Source organism: Lelliottia sp. 7254-16 (assembly GCF_002922995.1).
GTDB classification, from domain to species: Bacteria; Pseudomonadota; Gammaproteobacteria; order Enterobacterales; family Enterobacteriaceae; genus Enterobacter; species Enterobacter jeotgali.
Genome location: NZ_PQVS01000004.1, coordinates 175,585 through 191,911, shown reverse-complemented (window position 1 = coordinate 191,911; position 16,327 = coordinate 175,585). Strand labels below are relative to the sequence as shown.

Sequence of the window (16,327 nt, the reverse complement as noted above, 5' to 3'; positions counted from 1 at the left end):
TTAAAACTCCTCTACAAAACTGTCACTACCGCCGCCGCTTTCGCTGCCGATCGGCTCGTTATACAAAGCTGTCATTGATGCCCAGGCGAGATCGCCGTGATTGCTGCCGCGTTTGCGGTCGGAAACGTAGGTCATTACCCCGCCTTTCTGCACCTTGCGAACCGTCATAAATGACTGGACGAGATCCAGCATTCCCGCATCCACTTCCAGACGACCGGCACGGATCAACATAAGCGCTTTCAGCACCATGGCGCGCTTGAGTGGGGCGGAATACTGGTATTTCACCGCCAGCGGGAAGAACTTGATTACCAGTTGCCAGACGGCATCACCAATGCCGGTGGCATCAATCGCGATGTGCTGGACGTTGTAACGCTCCGTCAGCCCCTGAATGGCCTTTGCCTGTTCCTCAAACTCCATCCCGCGAAGCTGGATGCGTTCGATGATGCGGAACTTACCGCCCGGTACCGCTGGCGGAACTATGACAACCAGCCCGGCAGAGTCACCGTTACCGCTTCCCCCGTTGGGGTCATAGCCTACCCATATACCGCGATCGCCTATCGGTTTGGGTGCGAATGGGTTCCAGTCGGGCCATACATCATCGTTAAAGCCGTCAACGCAGCAGCCGATCATGGCGTTGTAGTTAAAGGCGCGTTCTCCCGCAGTCACGAAGCGGCAACGATAGAGGTTGTCGTATTCCTCCGGGGAGTTCTCCATCTTGATGGTTTCAATTTTCACCAGGTTGAAGCCGAGTTTTACCGCATCTTCAATGGTGACAATCTGCCGCCAGATCCCATCCCCGCCCAGCTTGCCGTTTTTCAGCGCCTTATGGCTGACGTCTATTTCTACCCGTTCAGCTCTGGGCCTTGCCTTGTTGAACAGGTCGCCAGTCCAGAAGGCGTAAGCCTCATGTTCCTCTGTGGATGGCGTGGAAAAATAGGTGCGGCGCAGCCCTTCATGGGTTGCCATACCAGCGGCGACTTTGCGCAGCTCAAGGAAATTGTTAATCCAGAATGCTTCATCCAGATACAGATCGCCGGTGTAGCTCTGTGCCGTCGCTGCTGAGGTGCCGAGAAAGTAGAACGTTGCGCCGTTGCTCAGGGTGATGGCGTCGCCGCCTTTCAGCTCAACGCCAACCTGCGCCGCCAGTAGCTGGATGAACTTCTTGAACTGGAACGCCTGGGCGCGGCTGGCTGACAAAAAGATTTGGTTGTTGCCGGTTTCCAGAGCCCGTAACAGCGCCTCGCGGGCAAAGTACCAGGTGGCACCAATCTGGCGCGATTTGAGGATAAAGCGGTTGCGGCGTTCGCGCTGCTTGTACCACCGTTTTTGATGCTCGTAGAGCGAATCCAGCACCAGAGCGCGCAGATCCCCGATCTGCTCTTCCGTAAAGTGGTTTTTCGGTTTCTTCTCACGGCTTTTCTCTTCGCTGCGGTGCTCTTCGCGCTCCATCCGCACCAGTTGACGGGTTAACAGGTCAATGGTTTTGAAGTCATGCGCCGTCAGGTCTGGCTTTTCCGTCAGGCGTAACAGCCGCACCTGCATCCGATCCTGTACGCGCTCCAGTGCGGTGGACTCGTCCCACTTATCGCGGCGACGCCATGAATACAGGGTGTTGGTACTCACGCCGATCGATTTGGCGATCTGCGTGATGCTGTATGCCTGCCAGTACATGACCTTAGCGGCAATCCGTGGCTCATCGTGGGAAGTCTGTTTCATGGTGGCAGAGTACCGCGCCCGCGCGCGCGTCGCTTCGGGTTGTCATTGTCGGAAAACGGCAACAACGGCAACGCTTTGCGCGTTTCGGCTGCGGCGGGAATGATAGGGGCACTGGTTAATATCACTCACTCATTCGGGATTTCGACATGCCAAAGTCAAAACCATTTCGCGTTGCTGTCGAGGGTGCTACCTGCGACGGTCGGACGCTGGAGCGTCAGCACATTGTGCAGATGGCTCAACGCTTTAACCCAACCGTATACGGTGCCCGCGTCAATCTGGAGCACCTCCGGGGCTACTCACCAAACAGTGATTTTCGTGCTTATGGCGATGTTATTGCCGTCAAGGCAGAGGAGATCACCGAGGAGCCGCTGAAAGGCAAAATGGGCCTGTATGTGCAGGTTGATGCCACTGATGATCTGGTTGCCCTGAAAAAGAACCGCCAGAAGATTTATCACAGCATTGAAGTGCATCCCTCTTTTGCGGATACCGGCGAAGCCTATTTGATGGGGCTGGCATGTACCGATAGCCCTGCCAGCCTGGGCACGGAAATGATGGAGTTTTGTTCCAAAAACACCGTTAACCCGCTGGCATCCCGTAAGCATGATCCGGCTTGTTTCTTCACCGCCGCCGTTGAATCCACGATGGAATTTGAAGATGAGCAGCCGCCGCAGGATGAAGGCAAAAACTTCTTTGCCCGTGTTAAGGCGCTGTTGGGCGGTACGCAGCAGCAGTTTAGCCAGCAGAACGGTGAAAACCGTGAGGCTATCGAGGCGATTGCCGAGAGCCAGGGCAAGCTGCTGGACAGTACAACCCAGCTTTCTGTTGCGGTGAAAGGTAAGGCTGACGCCACCGAACTGGAAAGCCTGCGTAAGGACTTCAAAGCGCTGGAAGAGAAACTGAAAGGCCAGGACGCCGAGCAGTACAACCAGCGCCCGCCTGCCACTGGCGGCGATGGTCAATCAACTCAACATCTGGCTGATTGCTGATAAGGCTCAGTGCGTCAGGCTCAGGAAAGGAAAATAAGATGCGTAATACAACCCGCGATTTGTTTGATAAGTACATTCAGCGACAGGCTGAACTGAACCATATCAGTGCTGCTCACATCACCAAGGCGTACAGCATTGATCCGAGCGTTGAGCAGACGCTTGAGGATAAGATCCAGCAGTCGTCTGAGATGCTGAAAAAAATTAACATTTACGGCGTTAACGATCAGACCGGTGAAAAAATCGGGCTGGGTGTTAGTGGCCCGGTATCCAGTACCAACAATTCCACCACGGATCGCCGTCAGCCTACCTCTGTGGCGGCGCTGGATTCGAATAAGTACACCTGTAACAAGGTGAACGCCGATACCTTTACGCCGTACACGCAGCTTGATGCCTGGGCAAAATTCCCGGACTTTCAGCAGCGCCTCAGCAATCAGATCATCAAGCGTATTGCGCTCGATCGCATCATGATTGGCTTCAACGGTACCAGCTATGCGGAGAAGTCAGACCGCGCCGCCAACCCGCTGTTGCAGGATTGCGGGATCGGATGGCTCCAGCAGTACCGTACCAATGCGCCGCAGCGAGTCATGAAAAATATTACTGTGACCAGCCGTGACGACACCAACCAGGTGATCGCGAAGGGTGATTACGGTAACTACGATTCGATTGTTTTTGATGGCGTTAACTCACTCATGGATGAGTGGTACAAGGATTCGCCTGATTTGGTGGTTATCACCGGGCGCAATCTGACGGTTAACCGTTCATTCCCGATCATCAATGCCGTCAGCACCAATAACCCGAACTCCGAAGCACTTGCCGGGCAGTTGATTGCGACGCGTAAAACGATCGGCAACCTGCCGTCATTCGTCGCGCCATTCTTCCCTGATGGCAGCATGTTCATTACCTCCTGGGAAAACCTGTCTATTTACTGGCAGGAAGGTGGGCACCGTCGCCGCATCGTTGAAGAGCCGGAATATAACCGTGTCTCAACGTACAGCTCTTCGAATGATGCTTACGTCATTGAAGACTACGGCTATGGCTGTCTGATCGAAGGCATCACCGCCGCCGAGCCAGACCCAGCACCATAAGACGCCGCAGGCCAGCAGTGCGCTGGCCTGTTCAGGGGGCATAAATGTTAACACCAGCACAAAAACACTTTGATCGGGTGATGGCAGAGCGCCGCAGTAATCGCGGGGCGACAACAGCCGACAGAACAGCCTACGAGCAGGTGCTTTTCCGCTTGCGCATGGATAAAGCCGACCTCAGCCGCATCCAGTCGAATGCCGGTAAGGCGAAGCTCAAAAGCGAACGCCTGCCGGATTACCTGCCGTGGATTGATGGCGCACTGGCAGCGGATACGGGCCAGGCGGATGAAGTGATCACCACCGTAATGATCTGGGCGGCGGATGCCGGTGATATTGCACAGGCGCTGCGGATAGGTCAGTACGTGCTGCGCCATAAAATCCCGATGCCTGACCAGTACAAGCGCACCACCGCCACGGTACTGGTTGAAGAGATTTGCGATCCCATCCTTGCCGACTTCAAAGCGAACCCGGCAAAGGCGAGCGTGAGCATTGACAACCTCAACGCGCTGAACGGCATCACCACCCATGAAGATATGCCCGATCAGGTAAGGGCCAAGCTGTTTAAGGTCATGGGGTACACCGTGCGCCTTAATCAGGATGTTGAGTCCCAGCAGCTTGCCCGCTCGCATTTGCAGGAAGCTATCAGGCTCAACGCAAAAATTGGTGTGGCGCGTGATATCGAACTGCTTGATCGCAATATCAAAAAGCTGACCGCCGCCAACGGCGGAGAAGGTGAGGGCGATGCGCCACCGGTACAGCCGGAAGCGAAGCCAGAGGCCGCGAAAGCAGCGCCGGAGAAAGCGCCGCGCACTACCGCAGCCAGGAACCAGAAAAACAGCCAGGCAAAACCGGCAGCAAAGAACAAGGCGACGCGCAAAACCGCGAAGTCATAACGAATGTGCCCCCGCGCACCAGGCGGCACGGTGTGACGTAATAAGGCCCGGCCTCTACTGCGTCACACCGTCCACCGCCTGCCTTATGGAGATACCTGTATGAGCCTGGTCGCCACTGAACCGGTAAGACCGCCATCAGATCCCGCGCCGGACGATGGCGGCGCAAAGGTTGAGAGCCTGACTTTCTGGCCTGTCATCATGCTGGCTGATTTGCGCCGCGCGATGCGCCTTGATGGGCAGGTAACGACCGATCGCCTTATGTCCCGCACCATTGAGGCAGTGGCCCACGTCAATGATCAGCTTTTTATGTGGCGTCAGGTTCAGGTTGATGCCGGTTATCTGACTCTGGCGGAGATCCCCGCCGATCCGGTGAATGGCGAATCGGTGAAGGTCTGGCGCTATAAAAATGCCGTCTGGTCACTGACCAAAGTCCTGCTGATTGAGGGGTATCGCGATATTGATACCACCAGTAAAGGGGATGACCACGCGCAGGCGCTCAGCACCCAGATAGATACGCTCTGGCGTGATGTTCGCTGGTCGATTCGCGATATCCAGAATGAAGATCGCGGCCTTGCGGAGCTGTGCTGATGAACGTGCAGGCGCAGCAGGATGACACCGTTGATGAACTCTGCTGGCGGTATTACGGCAGGACGGCGGGAGTAACCGAAGCCGTGCATGAAGCCAATCCGGGGCTGTGCGACAGCGGCCCGTTGCTGAGTGCCGGGCAGGTTGTTTATCTTCCCGAATTACCACCACCCACCCAGCGGGAAACCGTGCAGCTATGGGATTGAGAGGTTGCCATGAGCGACGTACCTACCGGGATGCTGGAACAAACAATGAAATGGATTGCTACTTATCTGCCGACGCTTTACGCGGCAGGCGCTGCGCTGAGCATTTCGGCGCTTATGAGTCTTTATGACGGTCAGTCAATGCTGAAAACCGCCACCGGTTCACTGGTCTGCGGGATCGTTACGCTGGCGGTTGCCGGTTCGCTGGAATATCTGGGCTTGCCGTCTAATGCCGTTACCTTCGTGGGCGCATCCATAGGTTTTATGGGTGCTGACAAGGTGCGCAACAAAGTGACCGGCTTTATTGAAACCCGTATCGGAGGGGCGAAAAGTGGAAATGAGTAAGAACGGTCTGGCTCTGCTGAAAAGTTTTGAGGGCTGCGAACTCACGGCTTATCAGGATTCTGTGGGCGTCTGGACGATTGGTTATGGCTGGACGCAACCCGTTAACGGCAAGCCGGTTAGCAACGGCATGACTATTACCCAGGACACTGCCGATAGTCTGTTATGTAGCGGCGTAGTGCAGTATGAGAAAGGCGTTACGGGTCTGGTGAAAGTTGCTGTGAACCAAAACCAGTTTGATGCTCTCGTTGATTTTGCCTACAACCTGGGCGTTAAGGCTCTGGAAGGTTCCACGCTGATGAAAAAGCTAAATGCCGGTGATTATGCTGGCGCAGCAGATGAATTTCCGAAGTGGAACAAGGCAGGCGGAAAGGTTCTCAACGGTCTGGTAAAGCGCCGTGCTGCTGAGCGTTCGCTGTTTCTGTCATGAGTTGGCTGTTGTCTTACTGGAAACCTGCGCTGATAGCTTTGCTCTGCGGTCTGGCTGTCTGGTGGTTCAGCCATCAGCGCTATACCGCTGGATACAGTAAGGCTAACGCTGAGTGGGCACTGAAATGGAAACAGCGGGATGCTGACGATGCTACCGCGCTTGCAAAGCGGCAGGCAGAAGCCAGAGCCGAAGAACAGCGCCGACAGGGTGAAATAGATGCGATTGAGAAAAGGGCCGAGGGGCAGATTGCTCAGGCCGCTGCTGATGCTGACCATGCCCGCGCTGTTTCTGACGGGCTGCATGACGAAGCCGCAAAACTTGCCGCCAGACTGGCAGCAAGTGAACGCGCCCGCCGTGCCGCAACTGCCAGCGAAAGCGCGACAGGCACCACCGGCAGCGAGCTGCTTGCCGAGCTGTTCCGCCGCGCTGACCAGCGAGCGGGAGAGCTGGCGGCAATTGCTGATCAGGCAAGGATCCGAGGGTTAGCCTGTGAGGCTGCTTATGATGCAAACATCAGGGGGAAATAATGGATTTTTATTTGAAAGTAGAGTTGGCGACTGTTGAAGAGATGGAAGCTATACGAGTGGCGCTATTGCGACAGCATGTGGATACCCCGCTAAGCCCGGAGTTATTACAGCAAGTAGCAGAAGAGGCACGGCAACATATTAACCAGCTTACTGTTGTTGAGTTGGTGCCTTACCATGCTTAAGCCTGATCTGCTTCGCAAGCATATCAGCCAAGCGGTGCCGTGGTTGCGTGACAATCCCGATAATCTGGCGGTGTACGTCCAGAAGGGGCGCATGGTGAGTACCGGGCAGCGCTCTGCCTCGTTTGAATACGAGTACACCATTGAGGTGCTGGCGATGGATTATCCTGAGCCGCTGGATTCCCTCAGCCTGCCAATTCTGGCATGGGCGCGCCTGTATCAGCCTGAGCTGCTATTCAACCCTGACCGCGCCCGCGATGGCATCACCTTTGAAGCGGATATCCTGAGCAATTCCACCATGGACGTGCTCATCAAAATCCAGGCCAGTGAGGCGGTGATTGTCAAAGTTGAAGATGGCAAGCCGGTTATACATCATCGCGCTGATCCTATGCCGGGGCCGGAGCTGGGTGCCTGGTCACTGGTCTTTGAAGATACGGTAAGCGGCGAGACGTGGACGGACTAAATGAACTCTGATCCGCTGTTCCATGCCCTTGATGATTATCTGGCAACCGTGGCGGCGCAGCTCGCACCGGGCCAGCGCCGTAAGCTCACGCGCGAGGTGGCTATTGGTCTGCGCAAGCGCCAGCAGCAGCGCATCAACAGCCAGAAAAACCCCAGCGGAGAGAGCTATACGCCGCGCCGCCGTAAGATTTTGCGCACTCAGGGCGGAGTTAAATTCCTGTGGAAAGATGAGACGCGCGAGCTGAGCAACTGGCGCACTACCGTGCGCGGAGAACAGCGGGCTATTACCGGTTATGATGTTGATAAAGGGGCGTTGCGCACGTTCTATAAGCGCGATATTCAGCGCTATATTGAGATCCATCTTAACCAGACCAAGCGCACCACCACCCGTAAAGAAAAGATGTTCCGCCGCCTGCGCACCGCTCGCTTTCTCAAGGCATATGGTACCGCCAGCGCCGCCGTGGTGGGTTACTCCGGGCATACTGCCGAGATCGCCAGCGTTCACCAGTATGGTGAGGTTGATACCGTGGCACCCGGTGCCCGAACTCGTTACCCGGCGCGTGAGCTGCTGGGTTTTACGGAAAGCGATCTTGACTGGCTGGCGGATACGATCGTCAGTTTTATGCAACCCTGATCCCTTCCTGAAGCACTGTTAAAAGTGACGGTGCTCGATGTTTTTCCCGCCACTGTCATAGCTGGCAGTGTCTGCCGGTACCGCCATCCATTGTTACCAACTCCTGACAACGCCAGCGCGTTGCTTGCGCGCGCGTGGATCATGAAACTGGCTGTAAATTTAATAACGCAAGCCAGCTTATGAACCTGAATGAACTCTATCGCCTAATCTGTAACCTTATCCGTATTGGTACGGTGACGGATGTTGATCTTGCTGCTGAGCCGCCAGTTGCGCGAGTCTCAACGGGAGATAATACAACGGACTGGATTCGCTGGGCGGCTTTGCGCGCCGGAACGGCTGTTACATGGTGGGCACCATCACCGGGCGAGCAGGTGTTACTTTTTGCCCCATGTGGTGATCTGGAAAATGCCGTCATCATGGGCAGCTTGTACAGCGATAGTGTGAAGCCACCGGATAACGGTGAAACGTCAAATGTCACTTTGCACCCTGACGGGGCGAAGGTTCTGTATGACCCGGCAACCGGTGCGCTCGCTGCTACTGGTATTAAGAGCGCAACCGTAGAGGCTTCTGACTCTATCGCCGCGACTGCCCCAAAAATGACCTGTACCGCAACAACCTCAATCACCCTTGATACGCCGGAAGTGATCTGCACTAAAAAGCTCTCATGCTCCACGTTTGAGATGAAACAGGGCGGCAAGATGACCGGCAATGTTGAGCATAGCGGCGGCAGCATTACATCAAATGGCGTTGTGGTGCATACCCACAAACATGGCGGCGTAGAACGTGGCGGAAGCCAGACGGACGGCCCGCAATGACCAGCGCAAGATATAGCGGGATGAACGCCGAAACCGGCGAAGCGCTCACCGACAACGAGCATATTTCTCAGTCCATCAATGACATTTTGTTAACGCCGGTTGGCTCTCGCGTTATGCGCCGCGCCTACGGCTCGCAACTCAATAACCTGATTGACCAGCCAGGCAATGCCGTAACGCGCCTTCGCATTATGTCCGCGATATACAGCGCGCTTTTCCTCTGGGAGCCGCGTATCTCACTAACCAATATTGTGCTGAGGGAAACCGGGGCGGGGCAGATGGTTGCCACCATCAAGGCCAGCCGTACCGATACCCAATCACCCTTTACCACGGATGTAACGATCGGCAGGCAGGTGCTGGCATGAGCGGAACAATCGACCTTTCACAATTACCGCCTCCGGTGGTGGTTGAGCCGTTGGACTTTGAAACGCTCTTCAATGAGCGCAAAGAGGCATTCATTGCGCTTTACCCGGAAGATGAACAGGACGTTATCAGGCGCACCCTCTCGCTGGAGTCTGAGCCGATCACCATGCTGCTGGAAGAAAACTGTTACCGCGAATTGTTGCTACGCCAGCGCGTGAACGAAGCGGCGCGGGCGGTCATGGTGGCGTACTCCGTGGGCAGCGATTTGGATCAGCTGGCGGCAAATTTCAACGTGGAGCGCCTGACCATCACACCGGAAGATGACAGTGTTGTACCGCCTGTTCCTGCTGTGATGGAGTCGGATGCCGATCTGCGCGCCCGTACCCCGCAGGCGTTTGAGGGGCTGAGCGTCGCCGGGCCAACGGCGGCGTATGAATTTTTCGGCCTGTCTGCTGATGGGCGCGTTGCTGATGTGTCTGCCGTAAGCCCAACGCCTGCCTGCGTTACCATCTCTGTGCTTTCCCGCGAGGGTGACGGCACCGCCAGCCAGGAGCTGATCGATATCGTTGCCAGCGCGCTGAATGGCGAAGAGGTGCGCCCGGTTGCCGATCGCGTGACCGTTCAGGCGGCGGAGATAGTGCCGTATGAAATTGATGCCACGCTGTATATCTATCCGGGGCCGGAGTCGGAACCCATCCGCCAGGCATCCGAGCAGAAGTTACAGACGTACATTGCCGATCAGCGGCGTCTGGGGCGTGATATCCGGTTGTCTGCCATTTATGCCGCGCTGCATGTCGAAGGGGTGCAGAGGGTGGAGCTGGCGCAGCCGCTCGCGGATATGGTGCTTAATGATTCTCAGGCGTCAAACTGCACCGGCTACACCATAACCGTTGGGGGGTACGATGAGTAAAACCCTTACGCCGCCCAGCTCAACGCGCCTTGAACGTGTAGCCGCCCGCGTCTGCGCCTCTCTGGGGGAAGTGCGGGTACCGCTGCGCCAGCTCTGGGATCCGTATACCTGCCCGGTTGACCTGCTGCCCTATCTGGCGTGGGCTTTCTCCGTTGATCGATGGGATGAGCACTGGCCCCAGACAACGAAGCGCAAGGCCATAGCCGATGCGTATTACCTGCACCGCTACAAAGGCACTACCGGGGCAATGCGCCGTGTTGTGGAGCCGTTCGGCTACTTCATCAGGGTTAATGAGTGGTGGAACATCAACACCGACCCCGGCACGTTTACGCTGGATATTGGCGTTGAAGATGAAGGCATCAGCGAAGAAACCTATCAGGAACTTGAGCGGCTGATTGCTGACGTCAAGCCGTGTAGCCGTCACATGCTGGGCATGAGCCTGCACTTACAGACTACCGGCCCTTTTTATGTTGGCGCGTCTGCCTATCTGGGCGACACGCTGACCGTGTACCCCTATTTCCCCGAAACTATTTCTGTGGGCGGTGCGGAATATGTGGGTAGTGCAATTCATTTGATAGATACCGTGGAGATCTCACCAAGTGGCAACTAAATATTATGCCCTGCTAACCAATGTCGGGGCTGCGAAGCTGGCGAACGCCACGGCATTGGGTGAACAGGTTGAAATTACTCAGATGGCGGTAGGGGATGGTAACGGCGTATTACCCACGCCAAACCCTGCGCAAACCGCACTTGTGCATGAGCTGCGCCGCGCGCCGCTCAATACGCTGACGATTGACCCGGTAAACACCAACCAGATTATTGCTGAGCAGGTGATCCCGGAGGACGTGGGCGGTTGGTGGATTCGAGAGATTGGCTTGTATGACAGTGCCGGTGATTTGATTGCCATTGCCAACTGTGCAGAAACCTATAAACCGTTGTTGCAGGAAGGTAGCGGGCGGGTGCAGGTTATCCGTGTCATTCTGATTGTCAGCAGTACCCAGGCGGTAACGCTCAAGATTGATCCGTCTGTGGTGCTGGCAACCCGTCAGTATGTTGACGACCAGATAATCCAGGTGAAAGCCTACGTTGATCAGCAACTGGCGGCGCATATTGCTGCGAGTGATCCGCATCAGCAATATTTGCTTGAGGCGGATATTGTGAAATTTATTCCCGTAGGTATCCCTCTGCCTTACCCAGCCGCAACACCACCAACAGGGTGGTTAAAGTGCAACGGCGCATCATTCGATAAAGTTGCTTATCCGGTTCTGGCTGCTGTTTTCCCGTCAGGGAAATTGCCTGATTTGCGTGGTGAATTTATTCGCGGCTGGGATGATGGGCGTGGGGTTGATTCAGGGCGAGCGTTGCTTAATTCACAGGCGGGAATGCTGGAGCAACACCGGCACATTATCGTTGCAAATACCGGGTATAACGATACGGAAGAATGGGATATTGGTGTAATTGTGCGGCAGAACTATACGCAAGGTAAAGGCATAGACGGCGGCACACCGGGCAGCTTAATTCCTGTGCCAACTTTACATACTAAAGGGCGCGTAGGTAACACTGGCGGCACGGAAACCCGTCCGCGCAACGTTGCATTTAACTACATCGTGAGGGCTGCATAATGGCGCAGGCAGTTTTAAACAAAGAAAATATTGCTACAGAGGCAGGTGATATCACTGTTTTTAATTACGATAGCGTGACGCGTGAATATCTGTTTTCAACGGTGGAGTATCTGGCTGTTGGCGTGGGTATTCCTGCCGCCTCATGTACTGACGCGCCGGGCGAAGAGAAGACCAGCTACGCAATTTGCAGGACGGCAGAATTATCAGGATGGGAATACATTGTTGATCATCGTGGTGAGGATGTTTTTAGCACGGAAACGGGGGAGCCTGTTGCCATCACATTGCTGGGCGAATACCCAGAAAATACCACCACGCTGGCACCTGCCACGCCATACGATAGGTGGAACGGTAGCGAATGGGTGACGGATACGGAAGCGCAGCACACGGCAGATGTGGAAGCAGCAGACCAGCAGAAAGCGGCGCTACTGGCGGAGGCTCAGGCAACAATCAGCCTTTGGCAAACTGAATTACAATTAGGCATCATCAGCGATGAAGATAAAGCCAGCCTGATAGGCTGGATGAACTACATCAAAGCGGTACAGGCGGTAGACACGTCAACCGCGCCGGATATCAACTGGCCTGAGAAGCCGGAAGCGTAAACGGATATCGAGCACCGCCATAAATGATCGTGCTGCGGCACGATTAAAAATGACGGTGCCCGATGATTTCGGTACCACACTGCCAGCAATGAACGTGTTGGCCATAAAAAATAAAGTTAGAAACTCACCCCAGCTTTCACCATAGACAGCACGTCATCATTGGTGATTTCCGCCAGCTTCTCCCTGATATCCTCACTAACCCTTTTCAGGCTGAGGGTAAACTCAATTTTCCGCGCTTTCCCGTCCTGAAAGAACTCAGTGCGATTCTGGGTTAACCCTTCGATCACGTACATGCCGTAAATTGCGCCAGTGCCTTCAATCAGGGGCCACGCTCTGCCGGTGAACGCCATTGTTTTTAGCGTAGTGAGTGACACATCACCCCCGCTGATTTCCGGGTACAACGTGCCGGAGAGCGTGAACGGCTCTTCGTCCGGGCCTATGTACTGATAGCGCGGGGATTTCCCCACTCGATCGTTTTTGACGTGCCGCCAGGTATTGGACTGGTTCGACGTCTGGTAGGGTGTCGTTTGCAGCGCAAACGGAAACATGCCCAATATCATCATCATGGCTTTGCCCCTTATTCGTGGTCGGTCAGTTGCGAGCGTTTGCGCCGTGCGGCTTGCTGCTGGGCAACGGTGAACTCTTCGCGGATGCGCTGGACAAGTTTTTGCTCACCCATCTGGCCCGCGTCGTTGATGTTGATTTCAAAGTTAAACACGTCGCCGCCAGGCATCAGCGCCGCGACGGAAGCCGCAGACGGAACCGCCGACACTGGCGAACGGGCGGCAGGTTGCTGAACGCTGTACGGCAGTACCGAAGAAACGAGCGCGCCAGCCTGCTGCTGCATCCACGCGGTGAGTGATGGCACCTGCCGCTGAACCTGCTGCACCGGTTCGGCATATCCGCCACGGATAGGAATGTACGGTTGTTTATTTTTGAAGACGATTTCACCGGGGCCGTCTTTCTTCTCTGCCGTGTTGCTGGCGATTTTATCCAGGCTACCGCTGATCTTCGGTGCGAGGTTCGCCGGGCCTTTCAGGTTATTGGCAAGTGCCTGCTGCTGCTGGCTCTGTTCCGTTTTCCGCTTCTGCTCCTTTTTCTCCTCTTCCTTCTTCGATTGCGCAGTGACGGCTTTCAGATCCCCGACGAGCGTATCCGCCAGCCCGGTAAGTTTCTTCTGCGTGTTCACCTGCTCAACGGCTTTTTTGGCCCGCTCTGCCTGATCGGGGATTAGGCCCAGTTTTTCCAGTACCAGATCCAGACCTTTCCAGAGCTGCTCAACGGGCCATAGCACCAGTGAAATGGCATCCCCCACAATCTTGCCGAAGGATTCCCCGGCACTGGTGCAGGATTTTAGCGCCTCAGTGGAGAACTGGATCGGCTCAAACAGTTTTGTAAACCAGTCCCATACCGTACTGAGGGCGGAGACAATGGCGTCAAATATGGGTACCAGCGGCGAGAATACGGCGGAAACGATAGAAAATATCGGCTGTAGCCCCTGCATCAGGCCGGTAAAGAATCCGCTGAAAAACGCCTTGATAGGTTGCCAGAACTGGATGATCGCAATAGCAACGCCAGAAAAAAGGGCAATCAGACCCCAGACCGGGGCAGAGATACCCGCCAGCAGCGTGATAAGGGGGCCAAAGACCGCGCGCCCGGCAGTCAGCAGCGCCTGCATAGGAGAACCCGCCAGCCACTGAAACGCGCCGCCCAGCCGGGTGATACTGGTCAGCAGTTTGGCGATCCCGCCTTCACCTGCCAGCGTGGTAAAGCTCAGACGTACAAGCGCCATCGGGCCGAGTATTGCGCCCAGCGCCAGCATAAGCGTGCCCAGCACCGTGAGAATTGCACCAATCGCAGCGACGGTCTTCATGATGGCGGCAACCAGTGCCGGATTGGCTTCAATCCAGCCCCGGATTGATTGCATGACGCCGCCGACTGATTTCATGATTGCCATCATCGGTCCGCGCATGGTTTCGCCCAGCGCGCTGAAATTGTTGCCAAATTCCGCTTTGGTTATCTGCCACTGTGATGAGAGAGAATCTTTATCAATATCGGATTCCCGCTTCATGGAGCCTTTCGACGCGGTGCCGTGGGTTAATTCGAGCTGCCTGCGCAGCTCTGGCAGGTTGTTGGCGACTTTGGAAACAGCCATTGCATATTCATCACCAAAGAGCTGGGTAAGCACGTTCATTTGCTTATCTGGCTCCAACTTTTTGGTGGCTTCCATCACCGCCATAATGGTGCCCATGGCATCTTTTGCCATGTTCTTCTGCACTTTTTCAGCGCTAAGCCCCAGCGCGTCCAGACCTTCCATAAACCGATCCGGTTGCACCATGGCATTACCCAGTTCGCGCACCATCGCTTTAACAGCGGTGCCTGCTGTTTCGGACTGCTCGCCAAGGCTTAGGAACGTGGAGCCAAGTGCCGCCGCATTCTGATAACCGAGCTGATCGGCAGCACCACCCACGCGCTGCAACACGTCGATAATGTCAGAGCCTTTGGATTTGGCGTTATCGTCCAGATAGTTGATGACGTCGCCCAGCTTGCCAATATCCTGAATGGGGATCTTATACAGACCGGCGATTTTACCCAGGCTTTCCGACAGCTGATCGGCAGGCAGCTCAAACGCCTTTGAGGCCATCGCGGAAGTGTTGGCAAAATCGAGTAGGTCTTTTTTCTGCTTCTGCCATGGATCATCACTGTTAGCCACGCCCATTCGTGCGCCGCCCTCTACCAGAGCGGCGTAATCAACAGCCCCGTTGGGCATTGGCAGGTTTTCGGCAGCGTCTTTGATGGCGTTTTGCATCTCAGCAAACTGAGCCGTGCGGTTGCCGTCATTATCGCGCAGACCATTCACCTGTTTGGATACGCCCTTCATGGCGTCTTCCAGGCTGCTGTAACTCTTGATAGCAGCAGCGACGGGGGCTAGTACCGCCGCGCCGGTCGCAGCGGTCTTCATCCCTGAGCTTTGTAACTTTTCACTGGTTTCTTTGGTGCGGGCATAACGGGCTTGCGCCTGCGTGACGGATTCAAGCCGCCTCTGCTGCTCAGTAAGCTGGCGGTTATACTGCGCGGTGCGCTGGCTGATTTGTTCCGTTGCCCGGCTGGTACTGCTGATCGCAATCCCTTCGCTGTAGAAGCTGGCTCGCAACTGGTTGAGCTGGGCCTGTTCCGTTTTCTGCTGGGCTGTCAGGTTGCGGATCGCTGCCCGCTGCTGGTTGAGGGCGGTAACTTGCTCAGCACTGCGTTGGCGTAGTGGGCCAAATGCTGCCGCCATTTCACGCGCTTGCGTCTTTGCCTGAGCCAGTTGATCGGTGGTTTTTTTGTTGGCGTTGGTCAGCCGGTCAAAGCTGGTAGCCTGACGCTCAAGCCCTTTGATGCTGCTCTGCGTCTGCTTGATCTGAGAGGCCAGCGCGGCGGCACTCTGGCGCGCCGCGTTGACAGGTTGAGACATATTATTCAGGGCGCTGAATGCCACCTGAATATTTAATTTGCGGTCTGCCATTTATTGATCTCCGCCACTGCGCGCAGCGGCTTGATCACGCCATAACAGAAGTTCCTCTACCGTCATGGCGTCCATCTCCGCTGGTCGCCAGTGGAAAATGACGGCGATATCCGCCATTAAGTTTTCTATGCGTTCGCAGGGGCATCGGATGACGCGCTGCCCGTATCCGTCCCGCTCTGATCCGAAGGTGGTTGCAAAAAATCAACCACCGCATTGGCGAGCTGGCAGAAGTCCCACGTATCCATGCGGGCGATTTCGTCAGCGGTCAGTGCCGGGGCGGTAACGCGCGGCAGCAGAACAACCAGCGCATCATAATTCGACGTCAGAACGTCATAGACTTTTAAGCCACGCAGCGATCCGGCCTGCTTTAAGACTGGCGTGATCGTGATTTCGCTGATTGCCGTCTTGCCGCGAACAATAGGCGCATTGAGCGTTACAACTTCTTTACCGGTTACTTTGGTCATGGTGCGTTAA

Annotated in this window: 22 protein-coding genes; 17 read left to right on the top strand and 5 right to left on the bottom strand. The window is 55.6% G+C overall.

What is annotated here, in order from left to right; all coding sequences use genetic code 11:
• The gene (locus C3708_RS07840; protein WP_103948589.1) at nt 1-1,716 is read right to left on the bottom strand and encodes a terminase large subunit domain-containing protein; all 1,716 of its coding nucleotides are present in this window, start codon (nt 1,714-1,716) and stop codon (nt 1-3) included.
• Between the two features lie 146 nt (nt 1,717-1,862).
• Here C3708_RS07840 and C3708_RS07835 point away from each other — a divergent pair, with 146 nt between their 5' ends.
• The 17 genes from C3708_RS07835 to C3708_RS07755 all read left to right on the top strand — a co-directional run bounded on the left by C3708_RS07835 (nt 1,863) and on the right by C3708_RS07755 (nt 12,345).
• Complete coding sequence (locus tag C3708_RS07835) at nt 1,863-2,702, top strand: GPO family capsid scaffolding protein (protein WP_103948588.1); 840 nt, start codon at nt 1,863-1,865, stop codon at nt 2,700-2,702.
• 38 nt (nt 2,703-2,740) lie between these two features.
• Nucleotides 2,741-3,787, top strand: a complete 1,047-nt coding sequence (locus C3708_RS07830) for a phage major capsid protein, P2 family (RefSeq protein ID WP_103948587.1) — start codon at nt 2,741-2,743, stop codon at nt 3,785-3,787.
• A 44-nt stretch (nt 3,788-3,831) separates the two neighbouring features.
• Nucleotides 3,832-4,677, top strand: coding sequence for a phage terminase small subunit (gene gpM, locus C3708_RS07825; protein WP_103948586.1), 846 nt, complete (start codon nt 3,832-3,834; stop codon nt 4,675-4,677).
• A gap of 99 nt (nt 4,678-4,776) precedes the next feature.
• Nucleotides 4,777-5,265 (top strand): head completion/stabilization protein, encoded by a 489-nt coding sequence (locus tag C3708_RS07820; protein ID WP_103948585.1) that lies wholly within the window; start codon nt 4,777-4,779, stop codon nt 5,263-5,265.
• Nucleotides 5,265-5,468, top strand: a complete 204-nt coding sequence (locus C3708_RS07815) for a tail protein X (protein WP_001514728.1) — start codon at nt 5,265-5,267, stop codon at nt 5,466-5,468. Before C3708_RS07820 ends, C3708_RS07815 begins: the two co-directional genes overlap by 1 nt.
• Before the next feature lie 9 nt (nt 5,469-5,477).
• On the top strand, nt 5,478-5,810 hold the full coding sequence (locus C3708_RS07810; protein WP_063147938.1) for a phage holin, lambda family: 333 nt from the start codon (nt 5,478-5,480) through the stop codon (nt 5,808-5,810).
• Entirely contained in the window at nt 5,797-6,237 is a 441-nt protein-coding gene (locus C3708_RS07805) for a lysozyme (RefSeq protein ID WP_103948584.1), read from the top strand. Before C3708_RS07810 ends, C3708_RS07805 begins: the two co-directional genes overlap by 14 nt.
• The gene (locus C3708_RS07800) at nt 6,234-6,764 is read left to right on the top strand and encodes a DUF2514 family protein (RefSeq protein ID WP_103948583.1); all 531 of its coding nucleotides are present in this window, start codon (nt 6,234-6,236) and stop codon (nt 6,762-6,764) included. The genes C3708_RS07805 and C3708_RS07800 overlap by 4 nt, the downstream gene beginning before the upstream one ends.
• Nucleotides 6,764-6,946 carry a hypothetical protein gene (locus C3708_RS07795; RefSeq protein WP_103948582.1) on the top strand — a complete coding sequence of 61 codons (183 nt, stop codon included), beginning with the start codon at nt 6,764-6,766 and terminating at the stop codon, nt 6,944-6,946. The genes C3708_RS07800 and C3708_RS07795 overlap by 1 nt, the downstream gene beginning before the upstream one ends.
• Nucleotides 6,939-7,406 carry a phage tail protein gene (locus tag C3708_RS07790; protein ID WP_103948581.1) on the top strand — a complete coding sequence of 156 codons (468 nt, stop codon included), beginning with the start codon at nt 6,939-6,941 and terminating at the stop codon, nt 7,404-7,406. Before C3708_RS07795 ends, C3708_RS07790 begins: the two co-directional genes overlap by 8 nt.
• Nucleotides 7,407-8,039, top strand: a complete 633-nt coding sequence (locus C3708_RS07785; protein ID WP_103948580.1) for a phage virion morphogenesis protein — start codon at nt 7,407-7,409, stop codon at nt 8,037-8,039.
• Between the two features lie 179 nt (nt 8,040-8,218).
• Nucleotides 8,219-8,854, top strand: coding sequence for a phage baseplate assembly protein V (locus tag C3708_RS07780; protein ID WP_103948814.1), 636 nt, complete (start codon nt 8,219-8,221; stop codon nt 8,852-8,854).
• On the top strand, nt 8,851-9,216 hold the full coding sequence (locus tag C3708_RS07775; protein ID WP_103948579.1) for a GPW/gp25 family protein: 366 nt from the start codon (nt 8,851-8,853) through the stop codon (nt 9,214-9,216). Before C3708_RS07780 ends, C3708_RS07775 begins: the two co-directional genes overlap by 4 nt.
• Complete coding sequence (locus tag C3708_RS07770) at nt 9,213-10,124, top strand: baseplate assembly protein (RefSeq protein ID WP_103948578.1); 912 nt, start codon at nt 9,213-9,215, stop codon at nt 10,122-10,124. Before C3708_RS07775 ends, C3708_RS07770 begins: the two co-directional genes overlap by 4 nt.
• Nucleotides 10,117-10,734 carry a phage tail protein I gene (locus C3708_RS07765; protein WP_103948577.1) on the top strand — a complete coding sequence of 206 codons (618 nt, stop codon included), beginning with the start codon at nt 10,117-10,119 and terminating at the stop codon, nt 10,732-10,734. The genes C3708_RS07770 and C3708_RS07765 overlap by 8 nt, the downstream gene beginning before the upstream one ends.
• Nucleotides 10,724-11,746: a phage tail protein gene (locus C3708_RS07760; RefSeq protein ID WP_103948576.1), complete on the top strand. Its 1,023-nt coding sequence runs from the start codon at nt 10,724-10,726 to the stop codon at nt 11,744-11,746. Before C3708_RS07765 ends, C3708_RS07760 begins: the two co-directional genes overlap by 11 nt.
• Nucleotides 11,746-12,345 carry a tail fiber assembly protein gene (locus tag C3708_RS07755; protein WP_103948575.1) on the top strand — a complete coding sequence of 200 codons (600 nt, stop codon included), beginning with the start codon at nt 11,746-11,748 and terminating at the stop codon, nt 12,343-12,345. Before C3708_RS07760 ends, C3708_RS07755 begins: the two co-directional genes overlap by 1 nt.
• 116 nt (nt 12,346-12,461) lie before the next feature.
• Here the strand turns inward: C3708_RS07755 and C3708_RS07750 are convergent, their stop codons facing one another.
• The 4 genes from C3708_RS07750 to C3708_RS07735 are packed head-to-tail and all read right to left on the bottom strand — an operon-like array spanning nt 12,462 to nt 16,317.
• On the bottom strand, nt 12,462-12,911 hold the full coding sequence (locus C3708_RS07750; RefSeq protein WP_103948574.1) for a phage tail protein: 450 nt from the start codon (nt 12,909-12,911) through the stop codon (nt 12,462-12,464).
• 11 nt (nt 12,912-12,922) lie between these two features.
• Nucleotides 12,923-15,853: a phage tail tape measure protein gene (locus C3708_RS07745; protein WP_103948573.1), complete on the bottom strand. Its 2,931-nt coding sequence runs from the start codon at nt 15,851-15,853 to the stop codon at nt 12,923-12,925.
• On the bottom strand, nt 15,854-15,928 hold the full coding sequence (locus C3708_RS23875; RefSeq protein WP_326490683.1) for a GpE family phage tail protein: 75 nt from the start codon (nt 15,926-15,928) through the stop codon (nt 15,854-15,856).
• Nucleotides 15,929-15,978: 50 nt separating this feature from the next.
• Complete coding sequence (locus C3708_RS07735; RefSeq protein WP_001514743.1) at nt 15,979-16,317, bottom strand: phage tail assembly protein; 339 nt, start codon at nt 16,315-16,317, stop codon at nt 15,979-15,981.
• Nucleotides 16,318-16,327 lie beyond the last annotated feature (10 nt).

Excerpts from the sequence above, each read along its gene's own strand:
- C3708_RS07840 (WP_103948589.1), bottom strand. The coding sequence starts at position 1,716 with ATGAAACAGACTTCCCACGATGAGCCACGGATTGCCGCTAAGGTCATG.
- C3708_RS07835 (WP_103948588.1), top strand. The coding sequence starts at position 1,863 with ATGCCAAAGTCAAAACCATTTCGCGTTGCTGTCGAGGGTGCTACCTGC.
- C3708_RS07830 (WP_103948587.1), top strand. The coding sequence starts at position 2,741 with ATGCGTAATACAACCCGCGATTTGTTTGATAAGTACATTCAGCGACAG.
- gpM (WP_103948586.1), top strand. The coding sequence starts at position 3,832 with ATGTTAACACCAGCACAAAAACACTTTGATCGGGTGATGGCAGAGCGC.
- C3708_RS07820 (WP_103948585.1), top strand. The coding sequence starts at position 4,777 with ATGAGCCTGGTCGCCACTGAACCGGTAAGACCGCCATCAGATCCCGCG.
- C3708_RS07815 (WP_001514728.1), top strand. The coding sequence starts at position 5,265 with ATGAACGTGCAGGCGCAGCAGGATGACACCGTTGATGAACTCTGCTGG.
- C3708_RS07810 (WP_063147938.1), top strand. The coding sequence starts at position 5,478 with ATGAGCGACGTACCTACCGGGATGCTGGAACAAACAATGAAATGGATT.
- C3708_RS07800 (WP_103948583.1), top strand. The coding sequence starts at position 6,234 with ATGAGTTGGCTGTTGTCTTACTGGAAACCTGCGCTGATAGCTTTGCTC.
- C3708_RS07795 (WP_103948582.1), top strand. The coding sequence starts at position 6,764 with ATGGATTTTTATTTGAAAGTAGAGTTGGCGACTGTTGAAGAGATGGAA.
- C3708_RS07790 (WP_103948581.1), top strand. The coding sequence starts at position 6,939 with ATGCTTAAGCCTGATCTGCTTCGCAAGCATATCAGCCAAGCGGTGCCG.
- C3708_RS07785 (WP_103948580.1), top strand. The coding sequence starts at position 7,407 with ATGAACTCTGATCCGCTGTTCCATGCCCTTGATGATTATCTGGCAACC.
- C3708_RS07780 (WP_103948814.1), top strand. The coding sequence starts at position 8,219 with ATGAACCTGAATGAACTCTATCGCCTAATCTGTAACCTTATCCGTATT.
- C3708_RS07775 (WP_103948579.1), top strand. The coding sequence starts at position 8,851 with ATGACCAGCGCAAGATATAGCGGGATGAACGCCGAAACCGGCGAAGCG.
- C3708_RS07770 (WP_103948578.1), top strand. The coding sequence starts at position 9,213 with ATGAGCGGAACAATCGACCTTTCACAATTACCGCCTCCGGTGGTGGTT.
- C3708_RS07765 (WP_103948577.1), top strand. The coding sequence starts at position 10,117 with ATGAGTAAAACCCTTACGCCGCCCAGCTCAACGCGCCTTGAACGTGTA.
- C3708_RS07755 (WP_103948575.1), top strand. The coding sequence starts at position 11,746 with ATGGCGCAGGCAGTTTTAAACAAAGAAAATATTGCTACAGAGGCAGGT.
- C3708_RS07750 (WP_103948574.1), bottom strand. The coding sequence starts at position 12,911 with ATGATGATGATATTGGGCATGTTTCCGTTTGCGCTGCAAACGACACCC.
- C3708_RS07745 (WP_103948573.1), bottom strand. The coding sequence starts at position 15,853 with ATGGCAGACCGCAAATTAAATATTCAGGTGGCATTCAGCGCCCTGAAT.
- C3708_RS07735 (WP_001514743.1), bottom strand. The coding sequence starts at position 16,317 with ATGACCAAAGTAACCGGTAAAGAAGTTGTAACGCTCAATGCGCCTATT.